The 19,801-nt window shown below is 70.7% G+C and carries 20 protein-coding genes and 2 pseudogenes; 12 read left to right on the top strand and 10 right to left on the bottom strand.

Annotated features, from left to right (window positions below; translation table 11 throughout):
* Positions 1 to 38: 38 nt before the first annotated feature.
* Positions 39 to 2,255 carry a catalase/peroxidase HPI gene (gene katG / locus OG819_RS28710; RefSeq protein WP_266651508.1) on the bottom strand — a complete coding sequence of 739 codons (2,217 nt, stop codon included), beginning with the start codon at positions 2,253 to 2,255 and terminating at the stop codon, positions 39 to 41.
* Between the two features lie 484 nt (positions 2,256 to 2,739).
* Here katG and OG819_RS28705 point away from each other — a divergent pair, with 484 nt between their 5' ends.
* From OG819_RS28705 to ppk2, 3 genes are all read left to right on the top strand, one after another.
* On the top strand, positions 2,740 to 3,156 hold the full coding sequence (locus OG819_RS28705) for a Fur family transcriptional regulator (RefSeq protein WP_266651507.1): 417 nt from the start codon (positions 2,740 to 2,742) through the stop codon (positions 3,154 to 3,156).
* Positions 3,157 to 3,274: 118 nt separating this feature from the next.
* Positions 3,275 to 3,424: a hypothetical protein gene (locus OG819_RS28700; RefSeq protein ID WP_266652956.1), complete on the top strand. Its 150-nt coding sequence runs from the start codon at positions 3,275 to 3,277 to the stop codon at positions 3,422 to 3,424.
* A 20-nt stretch (positions 3,425 to 3,444) separates the two neighbouring features.
* Positions 3,445 to 4,329, top strand: coding sequence for a polyphosphate kinase 2 (gene ppk2 / locus OG819_RS28695; protein WP_266651506.1), 885 nt, complete (start codon positions 3,445 to 3,447; stop codon positions 4,327 to 4,329).
* A 16-nt stretch (positions 4,330 to 4,345) separates the two neighbouring features.
* Here ppk2 and OG819_RS28690 read toward each other — a convergent pair whose 3' ends face one another.
* The gene (locus tag OG819_RS28690; RefSeq protein ID WP_266416836.1) at positions 4,346 to 4,705 is read right to left on the bottom strand and encodes a metalloregulator ArsR/SmtB family transcription factor; all 360 of its coding nucleotides are present in this window, start codon (positions 4,703 to 4,705) and stop codon (positions 4,346 to 4,348) included.
* Between the two features lie 62 nt (positions 4,706 to 4,767).
* Between OG819_RS28690 and OG819_RS28685 the strand changes: the two genes are divergently transcribed.
* A complete protein-coding gene (locus OG819_RS28685; protein ID WP_266651505.1) occupies positions 4,768 to 5,916 on the top strand; it encodes a cation diffusion facilitator family transporter in 1,149 nt (382 codons plus the stop codon).
* A gap of 42 nt (positions 5,917 to 5,958) precedes the next feature.
* Here OG819_RS28685 and OG819_RS28680 read toward each other — a convergent pair whose 3' ends face one another.
* Positions 5,959 to 6,516: a YbaK/EbsC family protein gene (locus OG819_RS28680; protein WP_266622874.1), complete on the bottom strand. Its 558-nt coding sequence runs from the start codon at positions 6,514 to 6,516 to the stop codon at positions 5,959 to 5,961.
* Positions 6,517 to 6,559: 43 nt separating this feature from the next.
* Positions 6,560 to 7,132 (bottom strand): XRE family transcriptional regulator, encoded by a 573-nt coding sequence (locus tag OG819_RS28675; protein WP_266651504.1) that lies wholly within the window; start codon positions 7,130 to 7,132, stop codon positions 6,560 to 6,562.
* Positions 7,133 to 7,239: 107 nt separating this feature from the next.
* On the opposite strand from OG819_RS28675, the gene OG819_RS28670 reads away from it, so the two are divergent.
* Positions 7,240 to 8,097: a DMT family transporter gene (locus OG819_RS28670; protein ID WP_266651503.1), complete on the top strand. Its 858-nt coding sequence runs from the start codon at positions 7,240 to 7,242 to the stop codon at positions 8,095 to 8,097.
* Between the two features lie 35 nt (positions 8,098 to 8,132).
* On the opposite strand, the gene OG819_RS28665 is transcribed toward OG819_RS28670, so the two are convergent.
* Positions 8,133 to 8,933 (bottom strand): acyltransferase, encoded by an 801-nt coding sequence (locus tag OG819_RS28665; RefSeq protein ID WP_266634149.1) that lies wholly within the window; start codon positions 8,931 to 8,933, stop codon positions 8,133 to 8,135.
* Between the two features lie 88 nt (positions 8,934 to 9,021).
* Between OG819_RS28665 and OG819_RS28660 the strand changes: the two genes are divergently transcribed.
* Positions 9,022 to 9,552 carry a gamma carbonic anhydrase family protein gene (locus OG819_RS28660; RefSeq protein ID WP_266416823.1) on the top strand — a complete coding sequence of 177 codons (531 nt, stop codon included), beginning with the start codon at positions 9,022 to 9,024 and terminating at the stop codon, positions 9,550 to 9,552.
* Between the two features lie 15 nt (positions 9,553 to 9,567).
* On the opposite strand, the gene OG819_RS28655 is transcribed toward OG819_RS28660, so the two are convergent.
* The gene (locus tag OG819_RS28655; RefSeq protein ID WP_266622878.1) at positions 9,568 to 10,218 is read right to left on the bottom strand and encodes a DedA family protein; all 651 of its coding nucleotides are present in this window, start codon (positions 10,216 to 10,218) and stop codon (positions 9,568 to 9,570) included.
* Between the two features lie 72 nt (positions 10,219 to 10,290).
* Positions 10,291 to 10,533, bottom strand: coding sequence for a hypothetical protein (locus OG819_RS28650; protein WP_323138102.1), 243 nt, complete (start codon positions 10,531 to 10,533; stop codon positions 10,291 to 10,293).
* Between the two features lie 254 nt (positions 10,534 to 10,787).
* Here OG819_RS28650 and OG819_RS58635 point away from each other — a divergent pair, with 254 nt between their 5' ends.
* From OG819_RS58635 to OG819_RS58625, 3 genes are read left to right on the top strand one after another with little or no spacing between them, the layout of a single operon-like run.
* Positions 10,788 to 11,030: a hypothetical protein gene (locus OG819_RS58635; RefSeq protein WP_323138103.1), complete on the top strand. Its 243-nt coding sequence runs from the start codon at positions 10,788 to 10,790 to the stop codon at positions 11,028 to 11,030.
* Positions 10,964 to 11,611 (top strand): transposase, encoded by a 648-nt coding sequence (locus tag OG819_RS58630; RefSeq protein ID WP_323139367.1) that lies wholly within the window; start codon positions 10,964 to 10,966, stop codon positions 11,609 to 11,611. The genes OG819_RS58635 and OG819_RS58630 overlap by 67 nt, the downstream gene beginning before the upstream one ends.
* The gene (locus OG819_RS58625; RefSeq protein ID WP_323139366.1) at positions 11,587 to 11,991 is read left to right on the top strand and encodes a transposase; all 405 of its coding nucleotides are present in this window, start codon (positions 11,587 to 11,589) and stop codon (positions 11,989 to 11,991) included. Before OG819_RS58630 ends, OG819_RS58625 begins: the two co-directional genes overlap by 25 nt.
* Before the next feature lie 71 nt (positions 11,992 to 12,062).
* Here OG819_RS58625 and OG819_RS28640 read toward each other — a convergent pair.
* A pseudogene (locus OG819_RS28640) lies at positions 12,063 to 12,197 on the bottom strand (glycoside hydrolase family 3 N-terminal domain-containing protein); the annotation flags it as partial.
* Positions 12,197 to 14,044, bottom strand: a complete 1,848-nt coding sequence (locus tag OG819_RS28635; RefSeq protein ID WP_266651502.1) for a TIGR03767 family metallophosphoesterase — start codon at positions 14,042 to 14,044, stop codon at positions 12,197 to 12,199. The pseudogene OG819_RS28640 and the gene OG819_RS28635, both read right to left, overlap by 1 nt.
* Positions 14,045 to 14,451: 407 nt before the next feature.
* Between OG819_RS28635 and OG819_RS28630 the strand changes: the two genes are divergently transcribed.
* The gene (locus OG819_RS28630) at positions 14,452 to 16,830 is read left to right on the top strand and encodes a beta-galactosidase (RefSeq protein ID WP_266651501.1); all 2,379 of its coding nucleotides are present in this window, start codon (positions 14,452 to 14,454) and stop codon (positions 16,828 to 16,830) included.
* Positions 16,831 to 16,921: 91 nt separating this feature from the next.
* On the top strand, positions 16,922 to 18,007 hold the full coding sequence (locus OG819_RS28625) for a LacI family DNA-binding transcriptional regulator (RefSeq protein ID WP_266651500.1): 1,086 nt from the start codon (positions 16,922 to 16,924) through the stop codon (positions 18,005 to 18,007).
* 215 nt (positions 18,008 to 18,222) lie between these two features.
* Here OG819_RS28625 and OG819_RS28620 read toward each other — a convergent pair whose 3' ends face one another.
* Positions 18,223 to 18,675 (bottom strand): DUF4442 domain-containing protein, encoded by a 453-nt coding sequence (locus tag OG819_RS28620; protein WP_266416808.1) that lies wholly within the window; start codon positions 18,673 to 18,675, stop codon positions 18,223 to 18,225.
* 249 nt (positions 18,676 to 18,924) lie between these two features.
* Here OG819_RS28620 and OG819_RS28615 point away from each other — a divergent pair.
* Positions 18,925 to 19,781: pseudogene (locus tag OG819_RS28615) on the top strand (hypothetical protein).
* Positions 19,782 to 19,801 lie beyond the last annotated feature (20 nt).

Here is a 19,801-nt window from a genome sequence, read left to right as displayed (position 1 = left end):
GCCGGTGCGGGCCGACCTGGACGTCAGGGTCGTACTGGTCAGACGAGGTCGAACCGGTCGAGGTTCATGACCTTGTCCCACGCGGCGATGAAGTCCTTGACGAACTTCTCCTTCGCGTCGTCGCTCGCGTAGACCTCGGCGAGCGCGCGCAGCTCGGAGTTGGAGCCGAAGACGAGGTCGGCGCGGGTGCCGGTCCACTTGATCTCGCCCGTGGCGTCGTCGCGGGCCTCGAAGGTGGTCGCGTCCTCGGAGGTCGCCGTCCACGTCGTGCCCAGGTCGAGCAGGTTGACGTAGAAGTCGTTGGTCAGCGTTCCGGGGTTCGTGGTGAGGACACCGTGCGAGGACTGCTGGTGGTTGGCGCCCAGGACGCGCAGGCCGCCGACGAGGACCGTCAGCTCGGGGGCGCTCAGGGTCAGCAGGTTCGCCCGGTCCAGCAGCAGGTACTCGGCCGGCAGCCGGTTGCCCTTGCCGAGGTAGTTGCGGAATCCGTCGGCGGTCGGCTCCAGCGCGGCGAAGGACTCCGCGTCGGTGTGCTCGTCCGTCGCGTCGACACGGCCCGGGGTGAAGGGCACCTCGACGTCGTGACCGGCGTCCTTGGCGGCCTTCTCGACCGCGGCGCTGCCGCCGAGGACGATCAGGTCGGCGAGGGAGACCTTCTTGGCACCGGCGTTGAAGTCCCGCTGGATGCCCTCCAGCGTGCGCAGCACCGCCGCGAGCTGGTCGGGGTCGTTGGCCTCCCAGCCGCGCTGCGGCTCCAGGCGGATACGGGCGCCGTTGGCGCCGCCGCGCTTGTCGCTGCCGCGGAACGTCGAGGCCGACGCCCACGCGGCGGAGACCAGCTGCGAGACGGTCAGGTCCGAGTCGAGGATCTTCGCCTTGAGGGCGGTGACGTCCTCGGCGTCGATGGGCGCGCCCTGCGCCTCCGGCAGCGGGTCCTGCCACAGCAGGGTCTCCTCCGGGACCTCGGGGCCGAGGTAGAGGGACTTCGGGCCCATGTCACGGTGGGTCAGCTTGTACCAGGCGCGGGCGAAGGCGTCCGCGAACTCCGCGGGGTTCTCGTGGAAGCGGCGGGAGATCGGCTCGTAGATCGGGTCGAAGCGCAGCGACAGGTCCGTCGTGAGCATCGTGGGCAGGCGCTTCTTCGACGGGTCGTGCGCGTCGGGGATGGTCTCCTCGGCGTCCTTCGCCACCCACTGGTTGGCGCCCGCCGGGCTCTGCGTCAGCTCCCACTCGTAGCGGAAGAGGTTGTCGAAGAAGCCGTTGCCCCACTGGGTCGGCGTGCTGGTCCAGGTGACCTCGAGGCCGGACGTGATCGCGTCGCCGCCCTTGCCCGTGCCGTACGTGCTCTTCCAGCCCAGGCCCTGCGCCTCGATCGGGGCGGCCTCGGGGTCGGCGCCCACGGCGTCCGCCGGGCCCGCGCCGTGGGTCTTGCCGAAGGTGTGACCGCCCGCGATCAGGGCGACCGTCTCCTCGTCGTTCATCGCCATGCGGCGGAAGGTCTCGCGGATGTCGCGGGCCGCGGCGATCGGGTCCGGGTTGCCGTTGGGGCCCTCGGGGTTGACGTAGATGAGGCCCATCTGGACCGCGCCGAGCGGGTTCTCCAGCTCGCGGTCGCCCGTGTAGCGCTGGTCGTCGAGCCAGGTGGTCTCGGGACCCCAGTACACGTCCTCCTCGGACTCCCAGACGTCCGCACGGCCGCCGGCGAAGCCGAAGGTGTCGAAGCCCATCTGCTCCAGGGCGACGTTGCCGGTGAGGATCATGAGGTCGGCCCAGGAGAGGCTCTGGCCGTACTTCTTCTTGACCGGCCACAGCAGGCGGCGGGCCTTGTCCAGGTTGCCGTTGTCCGGCCAGCTGTTCAGGGGGGCGAAACGCTGCTGCCCGGCACCGGCGCCGCCGCGGCCGTCGCTGATGCGGTAGGTGCCCGCGCTGTGCCACGCCATACGGATCATGAAGGGGCCGTAGTTGCCGAAGTCGGCGGGCCACCAGTCCTGCGAGGTGGTCAGCACCTCGGCGATGTCCTGCTTCACGGCCGCGAGGTCGAGGGTCTTGAAGGCCTCGGCGTAGTCGAACTCCTCACCGAGGGGGTTCGCCACGGCGGGGTTCTTGGCGAGGATCTTCAGGTTGAGCCGCTCCGGCCACCACTGACGGTTTCCGCCGCCCTGGGTCGGGTGCGCGGCGCGTCCGTGCGCGACGGGGCAGCCACCTGCGCCCTCCGATTTCGCATCGGTGACGATTGCATCATGGTTCTCGGACATGGGAATCCTTCCGGACGGGGCGGATCACTGTGCTCAGGAACTGCGGGCGGTGAAGCGGTCGGGCGGAACAGTCGAAACAGCCGGGGCACAGGCCCCTGGGGACGTCGTCGACGACACCGTACGACCGGCACATGACGTAGGGGCGGCAGTCGCCGACGCGTCGCTCGAACCGGGTCGGGCTGCCGGGTTCGGCACGGCGTACACGGCGCACCGCGATGGGTGCGCGGAGGGCCCCGTGCGCGGGGCACCGGCGCCACTCGTACGGACGATGCGCCTCGCGTGGACGCTGCGCTCGGGGATGCGCTCGCGGCTGAAGTGGGCGAGCTCCACCCGTCTCCTGAACCGTCACGTGCTTTTCCCTGCTGTTGTCCTGTCCCTTGGCTGCCGCCGGAACCGATCCTACGATGGACTCAATCCAAGTCAATACGAGAACCAGACCCGTACGGATTCATTCGTCAGACGATGCATGGTTAGGCTGGTGAGCATGAGTAACCTGCTCGAACGACTTCGCGGACGGGGCTGGCGGATGACCGCCCAGCGCCGGGTGGTCGCCGAGGTACTCGACGGCGAGCATGTGCACCTCACCGCGGACGAGGTACTCGCGCGCGCCACCGCCCGACTGCCGGAGATCTCGCGCGCGACCGTCTACAACACCCTCGGCGAGCTCGTTTCGCTCGGCGAGGTGATCGAGGTGGCCACCGACGGCCGCGCCAAGCGCTACGATCCGAACGCCCACCGCCCCCACCAGCACCTGGTGTGCTCGGTCTGCGGCGCCATCCGGGACGTCCACCCGAGCGGCGACCCGCTGTCCGATCTGCCCGCCTCCGAGCGGTTCGGCTTCACCGTTTCCGACGTCGAGGTGACCTACCGGGGCCTGTGCCCGGACTGCGGCCGCACATAGGACGAGTTCCACACACAGGGCGAGTTCCGCACACAGGACGAGTTTCAGCCACCGCACGCCGACCAGTCCCCGAGCGAACCGCGTCTGGGTCCGGTCCCCGCACCCTCACCATCACCCCATGGAGTGGACCGCACTCGGCGACGTCACCACGGTGAGCGACGCCGACGGCACCCACGCTCTCGGCGTCGCACAGGCCGGACTGTGCTTCCTGGCCTGCGCGGCCTTCGTCGCGTACGGAATTTACCGGATCGTGCCGCAGTTCCACTGAGTGAAGCCGGGGAGGCCGCGATGACGCCATTGCTGACGGGTCTGACCGTCGATTACAGCGACCACGACGACCCGGTACTGATTCGGCCGGACGGCAGTCCGGTGGAGACCTGGCGTGAGAACTACCCGTACCACGAGCGCATGGAGCGCAAGGAGTACGAGTGGCACAAGCGCCTGCAGCAGATAGAACTGCTGAAGCTGCAGAGTTGGATCAAGGCGACCGGCCGGCGTCTCGTCATCGTCTTCGAAGGGCGCGACGCGGCCGGCAAGGGCGGCACGATCAAGCGCTTCACCGAGCACCTCAATCCGCGCGGCGCCCGGGTGGTGGCACTGGAGAAGCCGACCGAGCGCGAGCGCGGACAGTGGTACTTCCAGCGGTACGTGGAGCATCTGCCGACCGCGGGCGAGATCGTGATGTTCGACCGGTCCTGGTACAACCGGGCCGGCGTCGAGCGGGTGATGGGCTTCTGCATGGACGACGAGTACCGGCGCTTCATGCGGCAGGCGCCCGCCTTCGAGCGGATGCTCGTCGACGACGGAGTGGACCTGATCAAGTTCTGGTTCTCGGTGTCGCAGGGCGAGCAGCGCACCCGCTTCACGATCCGCCAGGTCGACCCCGTACGGCAGTGGAAGCTCAGCCCCATGGACCTGGCCTCCTTGGACCGCTGGGAGGACTACACCGCCGCCAAGGTCACCATGTTCCGCGAGACGGACACCGAACAGGCCCCCTGGACCGTGGTGAAGAGCAACGACAAGAAGCGGGCGCGCGTCGAGGCGATGCGCAGCGTCCTGGCCCGCTTCGCCTACGCGGACAAGGACGACGAGGTCGTCGGCAGCCCTGACCCGAGCATCGTGGGCGCGGCGGCGAACCTGCTGGAGGCGGGCGAGGACGACACCGGCCACTGAGCGCCGGGGGTTTCCCTCAGTCGTGCGGCGGGCGGTCGGTGAGGCGGTGGTCAGCCAGGTTCAACGCCTCGTCGACCACCCGGCGCAGATGGCCGTCGCCGAGTGAGTAGATCACCCGGCGGCCCTCCTTACGGGTGTTCACCAGACCGGCGAGACGCAGCCTGGCCAGATGCTGACTGACGGCGGGGCGGGCGGCACCGCACGCCTCGGTGAGCGTCGTGACATCGGCTTCTCCCCCGGTCAGGGCGTGCAGGAGGGCGAGGCGGGTGCGGTCGCCCAGGAGGGCGAGGAGTTCGGCGGCGAGCGCGAACTGTTCCTCGCCCGGGGTACGCGGATGCGCATCATGCGCAGGTGATAGGTGCATGCGTGCGCTCATACGCACATAATGGCCTCGTGGACGCCGGCACGTCCACTCCCGCGCAACGGAAGGGGACCCCCGTGAGCGACCGGCACGACGCGTACGGCCACAGCCACAGCCATGAGCACGGGCAGGGCCAGGGCCAGGGCCAAGAGCACGGTCGCCCGGCACGCGACCACCCGCAGCCCCACACCCACCCCCAGCCCCACTCGCACCCCCACACTCACACCCACGACACTCCTTCCGGCCCGCTCCCCCGTCTCCGCCACCTCCTCACCCCCCACTCCCACGAGACCGGCGACAAACTCGACTCCGCGCTGGAGTCGTCGGCCCGCGGTATGCGCGCCCTGTGGGTGTCCCTCGTCGTCCTCGGCGCGACCGCCGTGGCACAGGCGGCCGTGGTCGTGATCTCCGGGTCGGTCGCGCTGCTCGGCGACACGGTGCACAATGCCGCCGACGCGCTCACGGCCGTCCCCCTCGGCATCGCCTTCGTCCTGGGCCGGCGCGCGGCGACGCGCCGCTTCACCTACGGCTACGGCCGGGCGGAGGACCTCGCGGGCATCGCGATCGTGCTGACGATCGCCGCGTCCGGCGCCTTCGCGGCCTGGACCGCGGTCGCGCGGCTGATCGACCCGCGCCCCCTGCACCACATCCCGGTCGTCGCGGCGGCCGCGCTGATCGGCTTCCTCGGCAACGAATGGGTCGCCCGCCACCGGATCCGTGTCGGGCGTGAGATCGGCTCGGCCGCGCTCGTGGCGGACGGCCTCCATGCCCGCACGGACGGATTCACCTCACTGGCGGTGCTGGTGGGGGCGGGCGGCGCGGCACTGGGGTGGCAACTCGCCGACCCGCTGGTGGGGCTGGCCATCACGGCCGCGATCCTGCTGGTGCTGCGCGACGCCGCCCGCGAGGTGTTCCGGCGCGTGATGGACGCCGTGGACCCGGAGTTGGTCGACTCGGCCGAGCGGGCTCTGCGGGCGGTCCCCGGCGTGCGCGATGTGGGTGAGCTGCGGCTGCGATGGATCGGGCACCGGCTGCGCGCCGAGGTGGCGATCGTGGTGGACGGCGAGGCGCGCGTGCGGCAGGCGCACCGCATCGTCGTCGAGGCCGAACACGCCCTGCTGCACGCCGTACCGAAGCTCACCGCGGCCCTCGTGCACGCCGATCCGGCGCCCGCGCCCGGCGAGACGGACCCGCACCTCGCACTGGCGCATCACATGGTCGCGTAACCCCGCATCCGGCGCCGGGGCATCACGTCGTCGTGCAACCGGTCAGGCGAGCCCCAGCCCCTCCAGCACCACCACGTTCGGCAGCTCGGCGAACGCCTTCCCCGGCACCAGAAGCTTTCCGCGCCGCCGGCCACTGCCCACCAGGACGTACGGCAGCTCCACGACCGCCGAGTCCACCAGCACCGGCCAGTCGCCCGGCAGTCCGATCGGGGTGATGCCGCCGTACTCCATGCCGCTCTCGCCGGTCGCGGTCTCCATCGGGGCGAACGAGGCCTTGCGGGCGCCGAGTTGGCGGCGGACGGCGCCGTTGACGTCGACGCGGGTGGTGGAGAGGACCACGCAGGCGGCGAGCGTGGTCTGGCCGCCGCGCCTGCCCGCGACGACCACGCAGTTGGCCGACTGCTCCAGCAGTTCCTTGCCGTAGTGCTCGACGAAGGTCGCGGTGTCGGCCCACTCCGGGTCCGTGTCCACGTACACGATCTGGTCGGCGGGGACGGTCCCACGCCAGTGGCGTACGCCGTCCGCGACCGGGCGGGTGAGCTCGTCGAGGCAGTCGGGGGCGGCCGTGGCGTGGTCGAAGTGTCCGATGGGAGCGCGCATGACGGCACGCTAACAGCCGCTCCGGTCCGCCCGGTCGGGTGTCTCAGTGCACGGGCGGGACCGACACCGCCATGACCATCTCCACCGGCACATCGCCCTTGTTGCCGTACGTATGGGGGGTGTCGGCCTCGAAGGACGCACTCGCGCCCTCGAGGACGCGGTACTCGGTCCCGTCGACGGTGAGGGTGAGTTCGCCCGCCATGACATGGACGAGTTCGACCGTCCCCGTGGGGTGCGGGTCCGAGGGGCTGCCGTCGCCGGGCATCAGCCGCCAGTCCCACATCTCCAGCGGTCCCGGCGCCTCGGTGCCCGCGAGGAGGCGGTTGTAACTGCCGGCGTCCGTGTGCCACAGCCGTACGGCCTGCTCGGCCGGGACGATCCGGACTTTGGGCCCCTGCTCGTAGTCGAGGAGGGTCGTGATGCTGACACCGAGCGCGTCACCGATCTTCACGACGGTACCGATGCTGGGGTTGGTCCTGGCCTGCTCGATCTGGATGAGCATGCCGCGGCTGACTCCGGCGCGGCCCGCGAGCGTGTCCAAGGTGAAGCCGCGCTCGGTGCGCCAGCGCTTGACGTTGCGCGCCAGGGACTGGGTCAGCAGGTCGAGATCCGACACATTCCGTCCAATAATCCGCGTCCAATATTCTAAATGACAGAGTTCAACAGAATGAACTATGCTGTGGTGCACCCGATCGTTCACCGAACTGTACTGCGAGGCGACCCATGACAGTGCTCTTCGCCCTGGCCACCAGCCTCCTGTGGGGCCTGGCCGACTTCGGCGGAGGGCTGCTGACCCGACGTACGCCCGCACTCACCGTGGTCGTCGCCTCGCAGTCGATCGCGGCGGCGGTACTGGGCGCGATCGTGGTGGCGACCGGCGGCTGGAGCGCGGCGGGACCTCAGCTGTGGTTCGCGTTCGCCGCGGGACTCGTGGGACCGGTCGCGCTGCTCTCCTTCTACAAGGCGCTCGCCCTGGGCCCGATGGGCGTCGTCTCCCCACTCGGCTCGCTGGCCGTGGCCGTCCCCATCACCGTGGGACTCTTCCTCGGCGAACACCCCGGACTGACCCAGATGGCGGGCATCGCGGTCGCCGTCGTGGGCGTCGTCCTCGTCGGCGGGCCCCAGCTGAGGGGCGCCGCCGTGCAGCGACAGGCGGTGCTGCTCACGCTGATCGCCGCGCTGGGCTTCGGCACGGTGTTCGTGCTGATCGCGCAGGCTTCCTCGTCGGTGACCGGGCTGTTCCTCGCGCTGTTCGTGCAGCGCGTGACCAACGTCGTCACGGGAGGCGCGGCACTCTTCGTCGCCGTGCGGCGCGGCGCCGTCGCCCTCCCCAAGGGCGGCTTCCCCTGGCGCTCCCTGCCCGCGCTCGCCTTCGTCGGCCTCGCCGACGTCGCCGCGAACGGCACGTACTCCGTCGCCGCCCAGCACGGCCCGGTCACGGTGGCCGCCGTCCTCGCCTCGCTCTATCCGGTGGTCACCGCCCTGGCCGCACGCGGCTTCCTCAGCGAACGGCTGCGCGCGATCCAGGCGGCGGGCGCGGGCCTGGCCCTGGTCGGCACGGTACTGCTGGCCACCGGCTGATCGACGCCCCTCAGGAAGACTCGGCTCAGCGACGCTCAGGAAGACTCGGCGTCAAGCTCCGCCAGCCGCGCCGCCGACTCCTCGTCCAGCTCCGACAGCGCGAGCAGTTGTTCCGGTGTCACCCCGTCGGGAATCGGTACCGGCGCGGGCGTCCGCAGCGGAGGCTGCCACCCGTCGACCACGTCCCAGCGCCGTACGACCCGCGCGGGCGCGCCCGCGACGACCGCGTGGTCCGGCACCGCGCCGCGTACCACCGCACCGGCCGCCACCACGACGTTCCGCCCGATCCGCGCTCCCGGCAGGATCACCGCCCCGGTGCCGATCCAGCAACCGGGTCCGATCTCCACCGGCTCCATCCGGGGCCACTGCTTGCCGATGGGCACGTGCGGATCGTCGTACGAGTGGTTCGTGGACGTCACGTACGCATACGGCCCGAAGTAGCAGTCGCTGCCAATCGTGACCGTCGTGTCGGCGATGACGTGGCTGCCGCGGCCGAGCACGACACCGTCGCCGATGCGCAGGATCGGGTCGGAGCCGAGGTCGAGGTCGGGCATCAGACCGGCGGTGAGGGTGACCTGCTCGCCGACGATGCAGTGGGCGCCGAGGTGGATCCACGGTTCACCGAAGACGGTTCCGAGCGGGAAGGCCAGTCTGGTACCCGTTCCCATCGCACCGAAGCGCAGCCGCCCCGGGCGCTCGGCGGTCACCGAACCCGTGCGCTGCACCCAGGCCCAGCCCGCGTGGACGGCGCGCTGCGCGAGACGGCGCCACCATGATGAGAACACGTTCTTGTTGCTGGGCACCCGCTCACGGTACTCAGGACGGCCGGGACCCAGCAGAGATCACCGCTGTGATCTTCGCCCCACCGGGGCCGGCGGCGATGGCATACGGTGCCGCTGTAGCGACGACGACGAGGAGACGGCGATGACGCAGCAGGCGCTGATCATGGGGATCGGCGGCAAGGACCCGCAGGTGGACCCGGAGTCGTTCACGGCACCGACGTCCGTGGTGATCGGGGACGTCACTCTGCACGCGGGCGCGAGCGTCTGGTACGGCGCGGTGCTGCGCGCCGACTTCGGTCCGATCGTCATAGGCGCCGACAGCAACATCCAAGACAATTGCACCCTTCACGTCGACCCCGGATTCCCGATCACGGTCGGCGAGCGCGTCTCGGTCGGCCACAACGCCGTACTGCACGGGGCGACGGTCGAGGACGACTGCCTGATCGGCATGGGCGCCACGGTCCTCAACGGCGCGGTGATCGGCGCCGGTTCCCTGGTGGCGGCCCAGGCCCTGGTCCCCCAGGGCATGCGGGTCCCGCCGGGCTCCCTGGTGGCCGGAGTCCCGGCCAAGGTCAAGCGCCCCCTGACGGAGGAGGAACGCCAGGGCATCACCCTCAACGGCACCGTATATGTGGACCTGGCGAAGACACACAAGAAAGCGCACGGGAGCTGAAGCGCCCGACGACAACTACTCGGAAGCCGCCACCGGCTCCCGCTCCCCCGTCTCGATCTCCGCCGCCGCCTTCTTCGCCTTGCGCTTCACGATCAGCATCGAGGCGAGCCCGATGAGCACGGCCACCACGAGCCCGACCCACGAGAACCGCTTCAGCCAGGACTCGGCGACGACACCCACGTAGTAGATGACCGCGGTGGTACCCCCGGCCCAGATGATCCCGCCCAGCACATTGGCGATCAGGAACTTCCAGTACGGCATCTTCAGCACACCCGCGAGCGGCCCCGCGAAGATCCGCAGCAACGCGATGAACCGGCCGAAGAAGACGGCCCACATGCCCCACTTCTGGAAGGACCGCTCGGCCGTCGCGACGTGCCCCTCGCTGAAGTGCCTGGGGAACTTCGCGCCCAGCCAGGCCAGCAAAGGGCGGCCGCCCTTGCGGCCGATGGCATAGCCGATGGAGTCTCCGACGACCGCGCCGATGCTGGCGCACGCACCGAGGATGACGGGGTTGATGCCCGAGTGCTGTGAGGACAGCAGCGCCGCCGAGACCAGGATGATCTCGCCGGGCAACGGGATGCCCAGGCTCTCCAGGCCGATGACCAGGGCCACCAGCGCATAGATGCTGACCGCGGGCACCGTCTCGAGCCAATGCTGGACGTCCAACGCCGGTTCCTCCCGAAATCACACGCTTCCCGGCGTGCGCCCGAGATGGGCGCACGCCGGGAAGCCTACCGCTCAGCCTCGCGCGGCGGCGTCCCACAGGTCGCACCGGTGCTCCTGGTGGACGGTCGTGCTCACGACATTTCCGCCCCGGGACGCGGTCCGCAGCGAGAGGACCGGACCGATGCCGTCGGGCATCGCGGGCTGCCCGACGGCACGTGGCATGGCCGCGCCGGCGCGGGCGGCGACGGCTGCCTCGAAGCCGCGCAGTACGACCTCGCGCATGGTCTGTTCGTCGACCCGCACGTCGATGGACATGCGGTCCTGTTCTTGGTTGTTCAGCCTGATCTTGCGGGTAGCCGCGGGCGTTCACGCCCGGGAGGAATCGCGTCCCGTGGCTGTGACGCGGAGCGTCGCAGCGGCTTCTTTTTCGGGTGCGGTGCGCCTGTGTCGCTGTCCTGCGGAGCCGGAGAACGAGCGTGAGGCGTACATGTGCGTGACCGTTCGCTTGATCGTGTTGAGCATGTACGCGATGGGGCGGACTGTATGCCCAGAGGCTTAGGGTCGGCGTCATGAAGTTGGTGGTGCAGGTCAGGCTGCTGCCGACGCCCGAGCAGGCGGCGGCACTTGAGGCGACCCTGACCGCCTGCAACGAGGCCGCCACCTGGGCCGCGTCCGTCGCCTTCGAGGAGGGCGCGCGCAAGAACCTGGCACTGCGAAAGCTGGCCTACCAGGACATCAAGACCCGGTGGGGGCTGGGGCACAGGCCGCCCAGCACGCGATCAAGAAGACCTGCGACGCCTACACCACCCTGAAGGCCAATCTGCAGGCCGGCCGGTACGGCAAGCCGGGATCGAAACGCCACACCCGCGCCTCGGGTAAACCGGTCACCTTCCGCCCAAAGGCCGCCCAGCCCTACGGTGACCGGATGCTGTCCTGGCAGCACGAGGCTCGCACCGTGTCGATCTTGACCACGGCTGGCAGGATGAAAAACCTCGCCTTCACCGGACAGGCCGAACAGCTGGAGGTCCTGGCCCAACGCCGCCAGGGCGAGTCCGACCTGCTGCACCACGGTGGGAAGTGGTACTTGATCGCGACCTGCGAGATGCCCGAAGCCGCGCTGAACACCCACCCGGTCGCCTTCCTCGGCGTGGACCTCGGCATCGTGAACATCGCCGCCACCAGCGACGGTGAACGCCACTGCGGGCGCCGGATCAACCGGAAACGGGAGAACGACCGCAAGCTGCGACGCAGGCTACAACAGAAGCAGACCAAGTCGGCCAAGCGGCGGGCGAGGAAGTACGCGCGTAAAGAGGCCCGCCGTAACAAGGACATCAACCACAAGATTTCGAAACGGATCGCGGCGGAGGCTTGGGGGTACCTCCCACGCCCTTAAGGCAGTGGGGGAGCACCGGTCGCGGAATCGCCCTGGAAGACCCGAAGGGCATTCGCGAGCGGGCCCGGCTGAGAAAGCCCCAACGCACCACGCTCCACTCCTGGCCCTTCGCGCAACTCGGCGCCTTCATCGCCTATAAGGCGAAGAAGGCCGGGGTACCGGTCGTGTACGTCGATCCGGCGTACACCAGCCAGGAATGCTCCCAATGTCATCACATCGAACGCGGCAACCGGCCCTCACAAGCCCGGTTCGCCTGCCGGTCCTGCGGATTCGTTGATCACGCGGACCGCAACTCGTCCCACAACATCGCCCACCGCGGGTGGATGGCGTGGGTCTGCGGGGTCCAGTCAGCGGCCCCTGAACTCACGATCATCGCGTGAGCTCTGGACGCGGCCGACCCCATCACCGCCAGCGATGGTCACGAGCTGCAAGCCCGGGAATCCATTCCCGGGTCGTTGACCGCGAAGTGCTTGACGGTCGCCATGAGGCCCTCGCCCTGGACGCCGCGGATCTCGGCCGCGACCATGTCGCCAACGAGCAGCGGGCCCTCCCCGAAGGTCTCGAAGTTGCGGCCCGCGCACGGGGTCACCCTGCCGCCGGTCCGCCCGTCACCACCAGTTCCGTGTTGCGGTCCCCGGCACCGCCCGCCCAGCCCTCCTGGACACCGCCCTTCATGCTCTCGGCAAGACCGGGAGCGTTGTAGGCCACTTCCCGGTACAGGGAGGCGAGTCCCACCGCCGACAGGTCGTCGAAGTCCCGGGCGGTGCGGTGCGGCGCGGCGGACTCGACGAGGGTGGTGAACAGGGACACCGTTCCGTCCCCGTTGTCGGCCAGTTCGATCAGCCGGGCGTGGTGCGGATAGTCCACGTGGGAGGCGGTGTTGACCTCCCAGAAGGAGCGGGCGGGCATCGCGTGCGGGTGCGGCGTGATCCGGTTGACGTGACTGTGCCCGTTGATCCAGGCCACCACGTTCGGGAACCGGCTGAGCAGGGCGATGACCTCCGCTCCGTCGTGGCGCGGCTCGTCCGTGCGGGCGGCGTCGGGACGGCGGGTCATGCTGGGGCTGTGGTGGTGACTGAAGACCAGGATGTGGGCGTCGTCGGCCCCGGTGTTGCGGACGAGCCGGCCGTCCGCGTCGTAGGACCGGGAGCTGTGCGCGGCCAGGATCCCTTCCAGCCAGCGGAGTTGGTCGCTGCCGAGTGAACCCTCGTAGTGGCCGCTGCGATACGTCGTGTCGATGCTGATGCCGACGACGTTCTCGGCCACCTTGAAGGAGTAGTACATCCGCTCGCCGTCCAGGTTGTCCTGGGTGTAGCCATGGCCGACCGGACCGGCACCGGCGTGGGCGGGATCGAGATGCGCGGCGAGATAGTCGTGCGGGGTGCACAGCCGACGCCGCTCGTCGGCGGTCACGGTCCGCGCCGAGGCCGCGTTCGTGGTGAGGATCGCCTTGAGCACCTCGCTCTTGGGGTCGTCACCCGACCCGAGCGCCTTGGCGTAGGCGGCCGCGTCCGCGGCGGACACCGACAGCAGCTTGCGTGAGCCGACGGCGAAGTCGTTCAGCGCGGGCGACAGACAGCCGCCCGGCAGATCGTCGTGGTTGCCGACCGTGGAGTACCAGGGGACGCGCAGCCCCGGGCTGGTGACCGGGCGGGTGGCCGCGTCGAGGAAGCCGGGGATCAGGGGCAGCCCGCGCCGCTTGTCCAGGTCGCGCAGGTGGGGGTCACCCGGGTGCCAGTACAGGGGAAGACCGGAGTTCTGGGCGCCCTCGTACGCCGCCGGGTCACCGGTGTTCGGCGTGATCCGGCCCCCGTTCATGACGGCCAGGAACCACTCCAGTTCGATCGCGGAGTTGTTGTCGACGTTGTCGCCCGTCGTCATCACGAAGGCGGGGCGCAGCCCGGTGTACGGCCCTCCTCCGAGCGCGTTCACCTGTTCTACGAGCGCGACCGCCCCGGCCACCGTCAGCGCCTCCTGCGCCCGCCACGACGAGGCACCGCGCGAGCGCAGGAACTCGGTGCGCAACGGGTTCTGCACGTCGGCGAGATGGAGGTCGGTGAACTGCACGAAGCACGCGAGCGGGGTGCGCCGGTCCTGGCGCCCGGCACCGGGCGTGGCGAGCTCCTTGCGGACGACCAGGGGCCAGCCGGGGCCCGAGACCAGCCGCCGGTAGGTGCCGGGGCCGGCGCCACCGCCGAGGCGGGCCGTCGTCTCCAGGGTGGTCAGGGCGTACGGCGCTGCCCGCGGGGCGCCGCGGGCCTGCCGCTGGGCGGCGGCGCTCCGAGCGGCGGGCTCCATGGCGGGGTGTCGGCGCCGGCGCGGCAGGAGCGCCCCCGCGCTGGTTCCGGCGACGCCGGCCGCTGCCGTGGCGCCTGAGGCGAGCAGAAATCGACGACGGTTGACGGCGGCGGACACGGGTTCGGTTCCGGCCATGGGGCGACCCTCCGGTGCCTCCGAGCGATTCACTGGCTGGAACCACTCAGTCAGGCCGCGGGGACACCGGCGTGGCCTCACCGTGAACGCCTCCGGAACAGGCAGAACGCGACTCGACCCGTACGTTTCCGGCCGCGTCGCCCGGCCACCGGGAGGTCCGGTGGCGGCGCGGACCGCAGCCGTCCAAAACCGTTTCGCCGACGGTCCCAAAGTCCCTTGACGCATGCGATGTTACCGATAACATCACTTGGCCTGGGAGCGTTCCCAAGACCCAAGACCCACGGCCGAGTACGACCCCGAAAACGAGCCCGAGCCCGAGAACGAGCGATAGCACCGCGCCTCAGCCACACCCCGCCGTAGCCGACGCCCTCCCCCCTGCCCCCCGACCCCGGACCGGAGAAGTCCCGATGCCGCATCTCCTGCGCGTCCCCGCGCCTCCCGCACCGCCCCTGACCGGCCACCTGCCCTTCGCCGACGCCCCGGGGGCGCCCGACCCCATCGAGGTGACCAGCCGCTACCTCACGCGCGGCGGCCGCCCCTGGTTCCCGGTCTCCGGCGAGTTCCACTACTCGCGCTACCCGGCCCGGGACTGGGAGGAGGAGCTCCTGAAGATGAAGGCGGGCGGGGTCACCGTCGTCGCCAGCTACGTCATCTGGATCCACCACGAGGAGATCCAGGGCCGCGTCCGCTTCGACGGCGACCGCGATCTGCGACGCTTCGCCCAGCTGTGCGCCCGGCACGGCCTGGACTTCATCCCCCGCATCGGCCCCTGGTGCCACGCCGAGGTCCGCAACGGAGGCTTCCCCGACTGGCTGCTCGCCCGCACCCGCGCGCCCCGCACCGACGACCCCACCTATCTGAAACCCGTACGGGGCTGGTTCGCGGAGATCGCCGCACAGCTGCGCGGACTCGACCGGGCCCACGGCGGTCCGATCGTCGCGATCCAGATCGAGAACGAGCTCTACGACCGGCCCGGCCACCTCCTCACCCTGAAGCGGATGGCCCAGGAGGCGGGTCTGAGCGCGCCGCTGTGGACGTCCACGGCGTGGGGCGGGGTCCAACTGCCGCCCGACGAACTGCTTCCGCTGTACGGCGGCTACACCGAGACGTTCTGGACTGAGGCGGACGGAGGCTGGCCGGACACCTGCCGCAAGCACTTCTTCTTCACCCATCAGCGCGACGACGAGGGCATCGGCGCCGACCTGCGCCCGACGACCGTACGCGGCGGCGACCCCGCGCCCACGGACCGCTTCCCCTGGGCCACCTGCGAGCTCGGCGGTGGCATGGCCGTCGCCTACCACCGCAGGCCACGCGTCGAGCCCGACGACATCGGCGCCCTCGGCCTCACCAAGATCGGCTGCGGTTCGGTCTGGCAGGGCTACTACATGTTCCACGGCGGCACGAACCCGGCCGGTGAACTCACCACCCTCCAGGAGTCCCACGCCACCGGCTACCCCAACGACCTGCCCGTCCGCACCTACGACTTCCAGGCGCCGCTGGGCGAGTACGGCCAGGTCCGGCCCTCGTACCACGCACTGCGCCTCCAGCACCTGCTGCTGGCCGACTTCGGCGACGTGATCGCCCCCATGCGGTCCGTCCTGCCCGAGCGGCAGCCCGCGTCCCAGTCCGACCGGGACACCCTGCGCTGGGCCGTGCGCGGCGACGGCACCTCCGGCTTCCTGTTCGTCAACAACCACCAGCCGCACGAACCGCTGCCGGCCCACCCCGGCACGACCTTCACGGTCGACTTCCCCGACGCTCCCGCCCTGACGTTGCCCAGCGCCCCGGTCACCGTCCCGACCGGCGGGTACTTCTGCTGGCCGCTGCGTCTCGACGTCGCCGGTCTACGGCTCGACTGGGCCACCGCCCAGCCGGTGTGCCGGGTCGAGGACGACGGGCGTACGGTCCTGGTACTGGCCGCCACCGACGGCATTCCGGTCGAACTCGCCCTGGAGGCGGGCACGGTCACGTCCGTCGACACGCCCTCCGGAGCGGTCGACAAGGCCGACGGCCGTGTTCTGATCACCGGTCTGCGTCCCGGCACCGACGCCCTCGTCCAGGTGAGGACCGCGGACGGGAACGAAATGGGCCTGCTCGTCCTCGACGCCGCCACCGCGCGCACCGCCTACCGGGGGACGGCGTGGGGCGCCGAGCGGCTGGTCCTCTCGCCGGACAGTGTGGTTTTCGACCAGGACGAACTCCGCGTGCACAGCTCCGCGTCGCGACCTTCCTTCGCCGTACTGCCCACGCCCGCACGGCCGTTGACGGTGGCCGGAGCACCCCTGTCGGCGACGGCCGACGGTGTGTTCACCCGCTGGACGACCGAGGAATGGGCCGACGGGGACATCGCGCCCGCCGCCACCCTCGTGCGCCCCGCGGGCCCGCCGCCCACGACCGAGACCGGTTCCCTGGGCCGGGCGAGCGTCCCGGCGGACGAACACTTCGCCGCCTCCGCGGCCGAGTATCACGTCAAGCTGCCGGACGACCTCCCGCACCGGCCGCCCGGCACCCTCCTGCGCATCCGCTGGACCGGCGACGTGGCCCGCGCGTACGTCGGAGACACCCTCGTCGCCGACCAGTTCTTCTCCGGACGCGTCTGGGACATCGGCCTGGACGGGCTCCCCGCGGCGGCCCCGCGCAACCATGGGCTGCGGCTGCTGTTGCTGCCCTTGGCCGCCGACGCTCCGGTGTATCTGCCCGAGCGGGCCGGCGACGTCACGGGGCGGGCGGCCGTGTGGCGCGTCGAGTGGGTGACCACCCGCACCTGGGCGGTCCGGGCGGGCTGACGAAGGGGAGGCGGGCCCGGCGGGCCTATCCTGTGGGCCTGCCGGGCGGATCGGGACAGACCGCCGCCGTGACGTCGGAGGATGCGCCCCCATGACCCGAGGTGCCACGGACGGCGCCGTCCCCCAGGGAACCGAGGGCCCCAAGGGACGCAGCCGGCGCAGCTTCGCGGGAGCGCGCCCGGTGATGGACGACGTGGCCCGGCTGGCCGGTGTCTCGAAACAGACGGTCTCCCGGGTGCTCAACGGCAGTCCCGCGGTGCGGCCCGAGACCCGGGAGGCGGTGATGGCCGCCATGCGCACGCTCGGCTACCGGCCGAGTCGCAGCGCGCGTTCCCTGGCCAGCGGCAGGACGCGGATGCTCGGGGTGATCTCGTTCGACGCGGCCCGCTACGGGCCCGCCTCCATCCTGACCGCTATCAACTCCGCTGCCCAGGAAGCCGGTTACCTGGTCAGCTCCATCGCACTCGACACGGCCGACCGGGACACCCTGGTGCGCGCCGTGCACACGCTGTCGGCCGAGGGGGCGGACGGCCTGCTCGCCATCGCACCGCAGCGCTGGGTGGGCAAGGCCCTGGCGGAGGCGGCGCTCGACGTCCCCCTGATGGTCCTGGAGAACGACCTCGGGGACGACGCGTCCTACGTCACCGCGGACTCCCGCGACGGGGCGCGCCAGGCCACCGAGCACCTGCTGAAGCTAGGCCACGGCACGGTTCACCACATCGCGGGCCCCACGGGCTGGCTGTCCGCCGAGCGCCGCCTGGAAGCGTGGCGGGACACCCTTCGGGCGGCGGGGGCCGAGGTCCCCGAACCGCTCATCGGCGACTGGAGCGCGGACTCCGGGCACGCGCTGGGCCGCCGCCTGGCCGGGCGCCCCGACGTCACGGCGGTGTTCGCCTCCAACGACCAGATGGCGCTCGGCCTGCTGCGCGCCCTGCACGAGGCCGGGCGCCAGGTGCCGGACGACGTCAGCGTCGTCGGCTACGACGACATCCCCGAGGCCGCCCACATGCTGCCCCCGCTGACGACCGTGCGTACCGACTTCGCCGCGACAGGCCGACGCTCGCTTCAGCTGTTGCTGTCGCGCATCGACGGACCGGCGAAGCCCCGGGTCGATCACATCGAGCCGGTCCAGCTCGTCGTCCGCCGCAGCACGGGCCCCGCGCCGCGGGAGTGGTGACGCGCGGGAGCGATCGAGCCGCGGGAGCGATGGCGCCGCGGGAGCGATGGCGCCGCGGGAGCCGTAACACGGCTGAAACGGTGACACGGCGAAGGCCGTGCCGCGGCGGGAACCGCCGGGCGGGCCCGCCCGGCGCTCGGCCGAGAGGACCCGCTCTGTCGTTCCGTTCGCTCGGCTCAGCCTCTCGACTCAGCCGCTGGGCTCAACCCTTCGGCTCAGCCGTTCGGCCGAAGGGTCCACACGACGGTCATCTCGCCCGTCACGGCGCCGTCCGCGCGCTGGATGGCGATGGCCACGGGGAACTCGGGGCGCTGCCCCGCGTCGAGTTCGGCGATGACCTCGGCGGCCGGGCGGCCGAGGGTCGCGGTGGCCGTCACGGGGCCCATCGCGAGCTTCTTGTACGCGATCTCGGCGCTGACCGCGAGCGGCACGGCGCGCGACAGCTGCTCCCCGAACGCGGCGAGGACGATCGCTCCGCTCGCCGACTCACCGAGGGTGAACATCGCTCCGGCGTGCGGCCCGCCGACGTGGTTGTGGTAGTCGCTCTGGTCCGGCAGGGCCACCACGGCTTTCTCCGGCGTGGTCTCCACGAACTCGAGGTTCAGCGTGCGGGCCATCGGCACCGTGGCGGCGAGCATCTCGCCGATCGTCATCTGGTCTGCGCTCATGCCGACATGTTACTCATGAGTAGTTCGATCTGGCCAGATTTCGATGCGTCCCTGACAAGGAGCGGTGACCGAATCGTTTTCCTGCTGCCACTAGGGTTGGCGCCCATGTGGCCAGGACAGCAGCCGCCCGGGGGCGAGCAGAACCCGCAGAACAACAGCCCGTACCAGTAGCCGAATCCGTACCAGCAGCCCGGCTACCAGCAGCCCAACCCGTACGGGCAGCAGCCGCAGTGGGGCACCCCTGAGGGCATGGGCGCGCCGCAGCCGCCCCAGGGCGGGGGCGACGGCGGCAACCGGACGAAGGTCGTGGCAATCGTCGCGGCCGCGGCTGTGGTGGTGGCCGCGGGCGTGACGGGTTTCCTGGTCCTCGGCGGAAACAAGGACGACAAGGCCGGGGGCGACACGAACAACACCTCCAGCCCGTCGACGTCGGCATCGACGGACCCGAGCGACTCGGCGTCCATTTCGGACGACAACCCGCGCGGTACCGAGACCGAGAAGCCGACCATCGCCGGCTGGAAGGTCGTGGTGAACCCCAAATGGGGTATCGCCTTCGACGTGCCCGCGGACTGGGAGGTCCAGTCCCCCGGCTTCGGGATCGGCTTCGAGTTCCCGAAGGAGGAGGACAAGGGAATCACGATGTCGGGCACCGCCGAGAACAAGTCCAAGTGGTGCACCTCGGACGACGACAAGGACGGCCGGACCGAGGACACCCCGCTGGCCGTGGTGGGGACCAAGGGCGCCAGTGGCGCCAAGACCAGCGACGAGATCGCGGTCAACACCCCCGTCTGGTGGGTCTTCGGTGGCTACACCCAACCCGACAACCCGACAAGAAGAGCCTCTCGTACGACAAGAAGGGCACGCCCTTCACGACCACCTCGGGCATCACGGGCAGCATCGGGTGGGCCCAGTCGACCAACACACCCGACAAGGGCAAGTGTGCGAGCGACGGCAAGGCACTGACGTTCGGCTTCAAGAACTCCGCGGCCGATTTCGTGTCGTTCAACTTCTACGGGGCCAAGGGCGTGAAGGACGAGGTCTCCAAGGCGACCCTCATGAAGATCCTCGGCACGGTCCGGCTGCACGGGACCCCGACCGGCGGCTGACCTCGGTGGCACACCGGCCC

It is taken from the genome of Streptomyces sp. NBC_01549, from assembly GCF_026339955.1.
Classification (GTDB): Bacteria; Actinomycetota; Actinomycetes; order Streptomycetales; family Streptomycetaceae; genus Streptomyces.
Note: the sequence above shows the minus strand (reverse complement) of the source record. Positions and strands in the feature narration are given on the sequence as shown.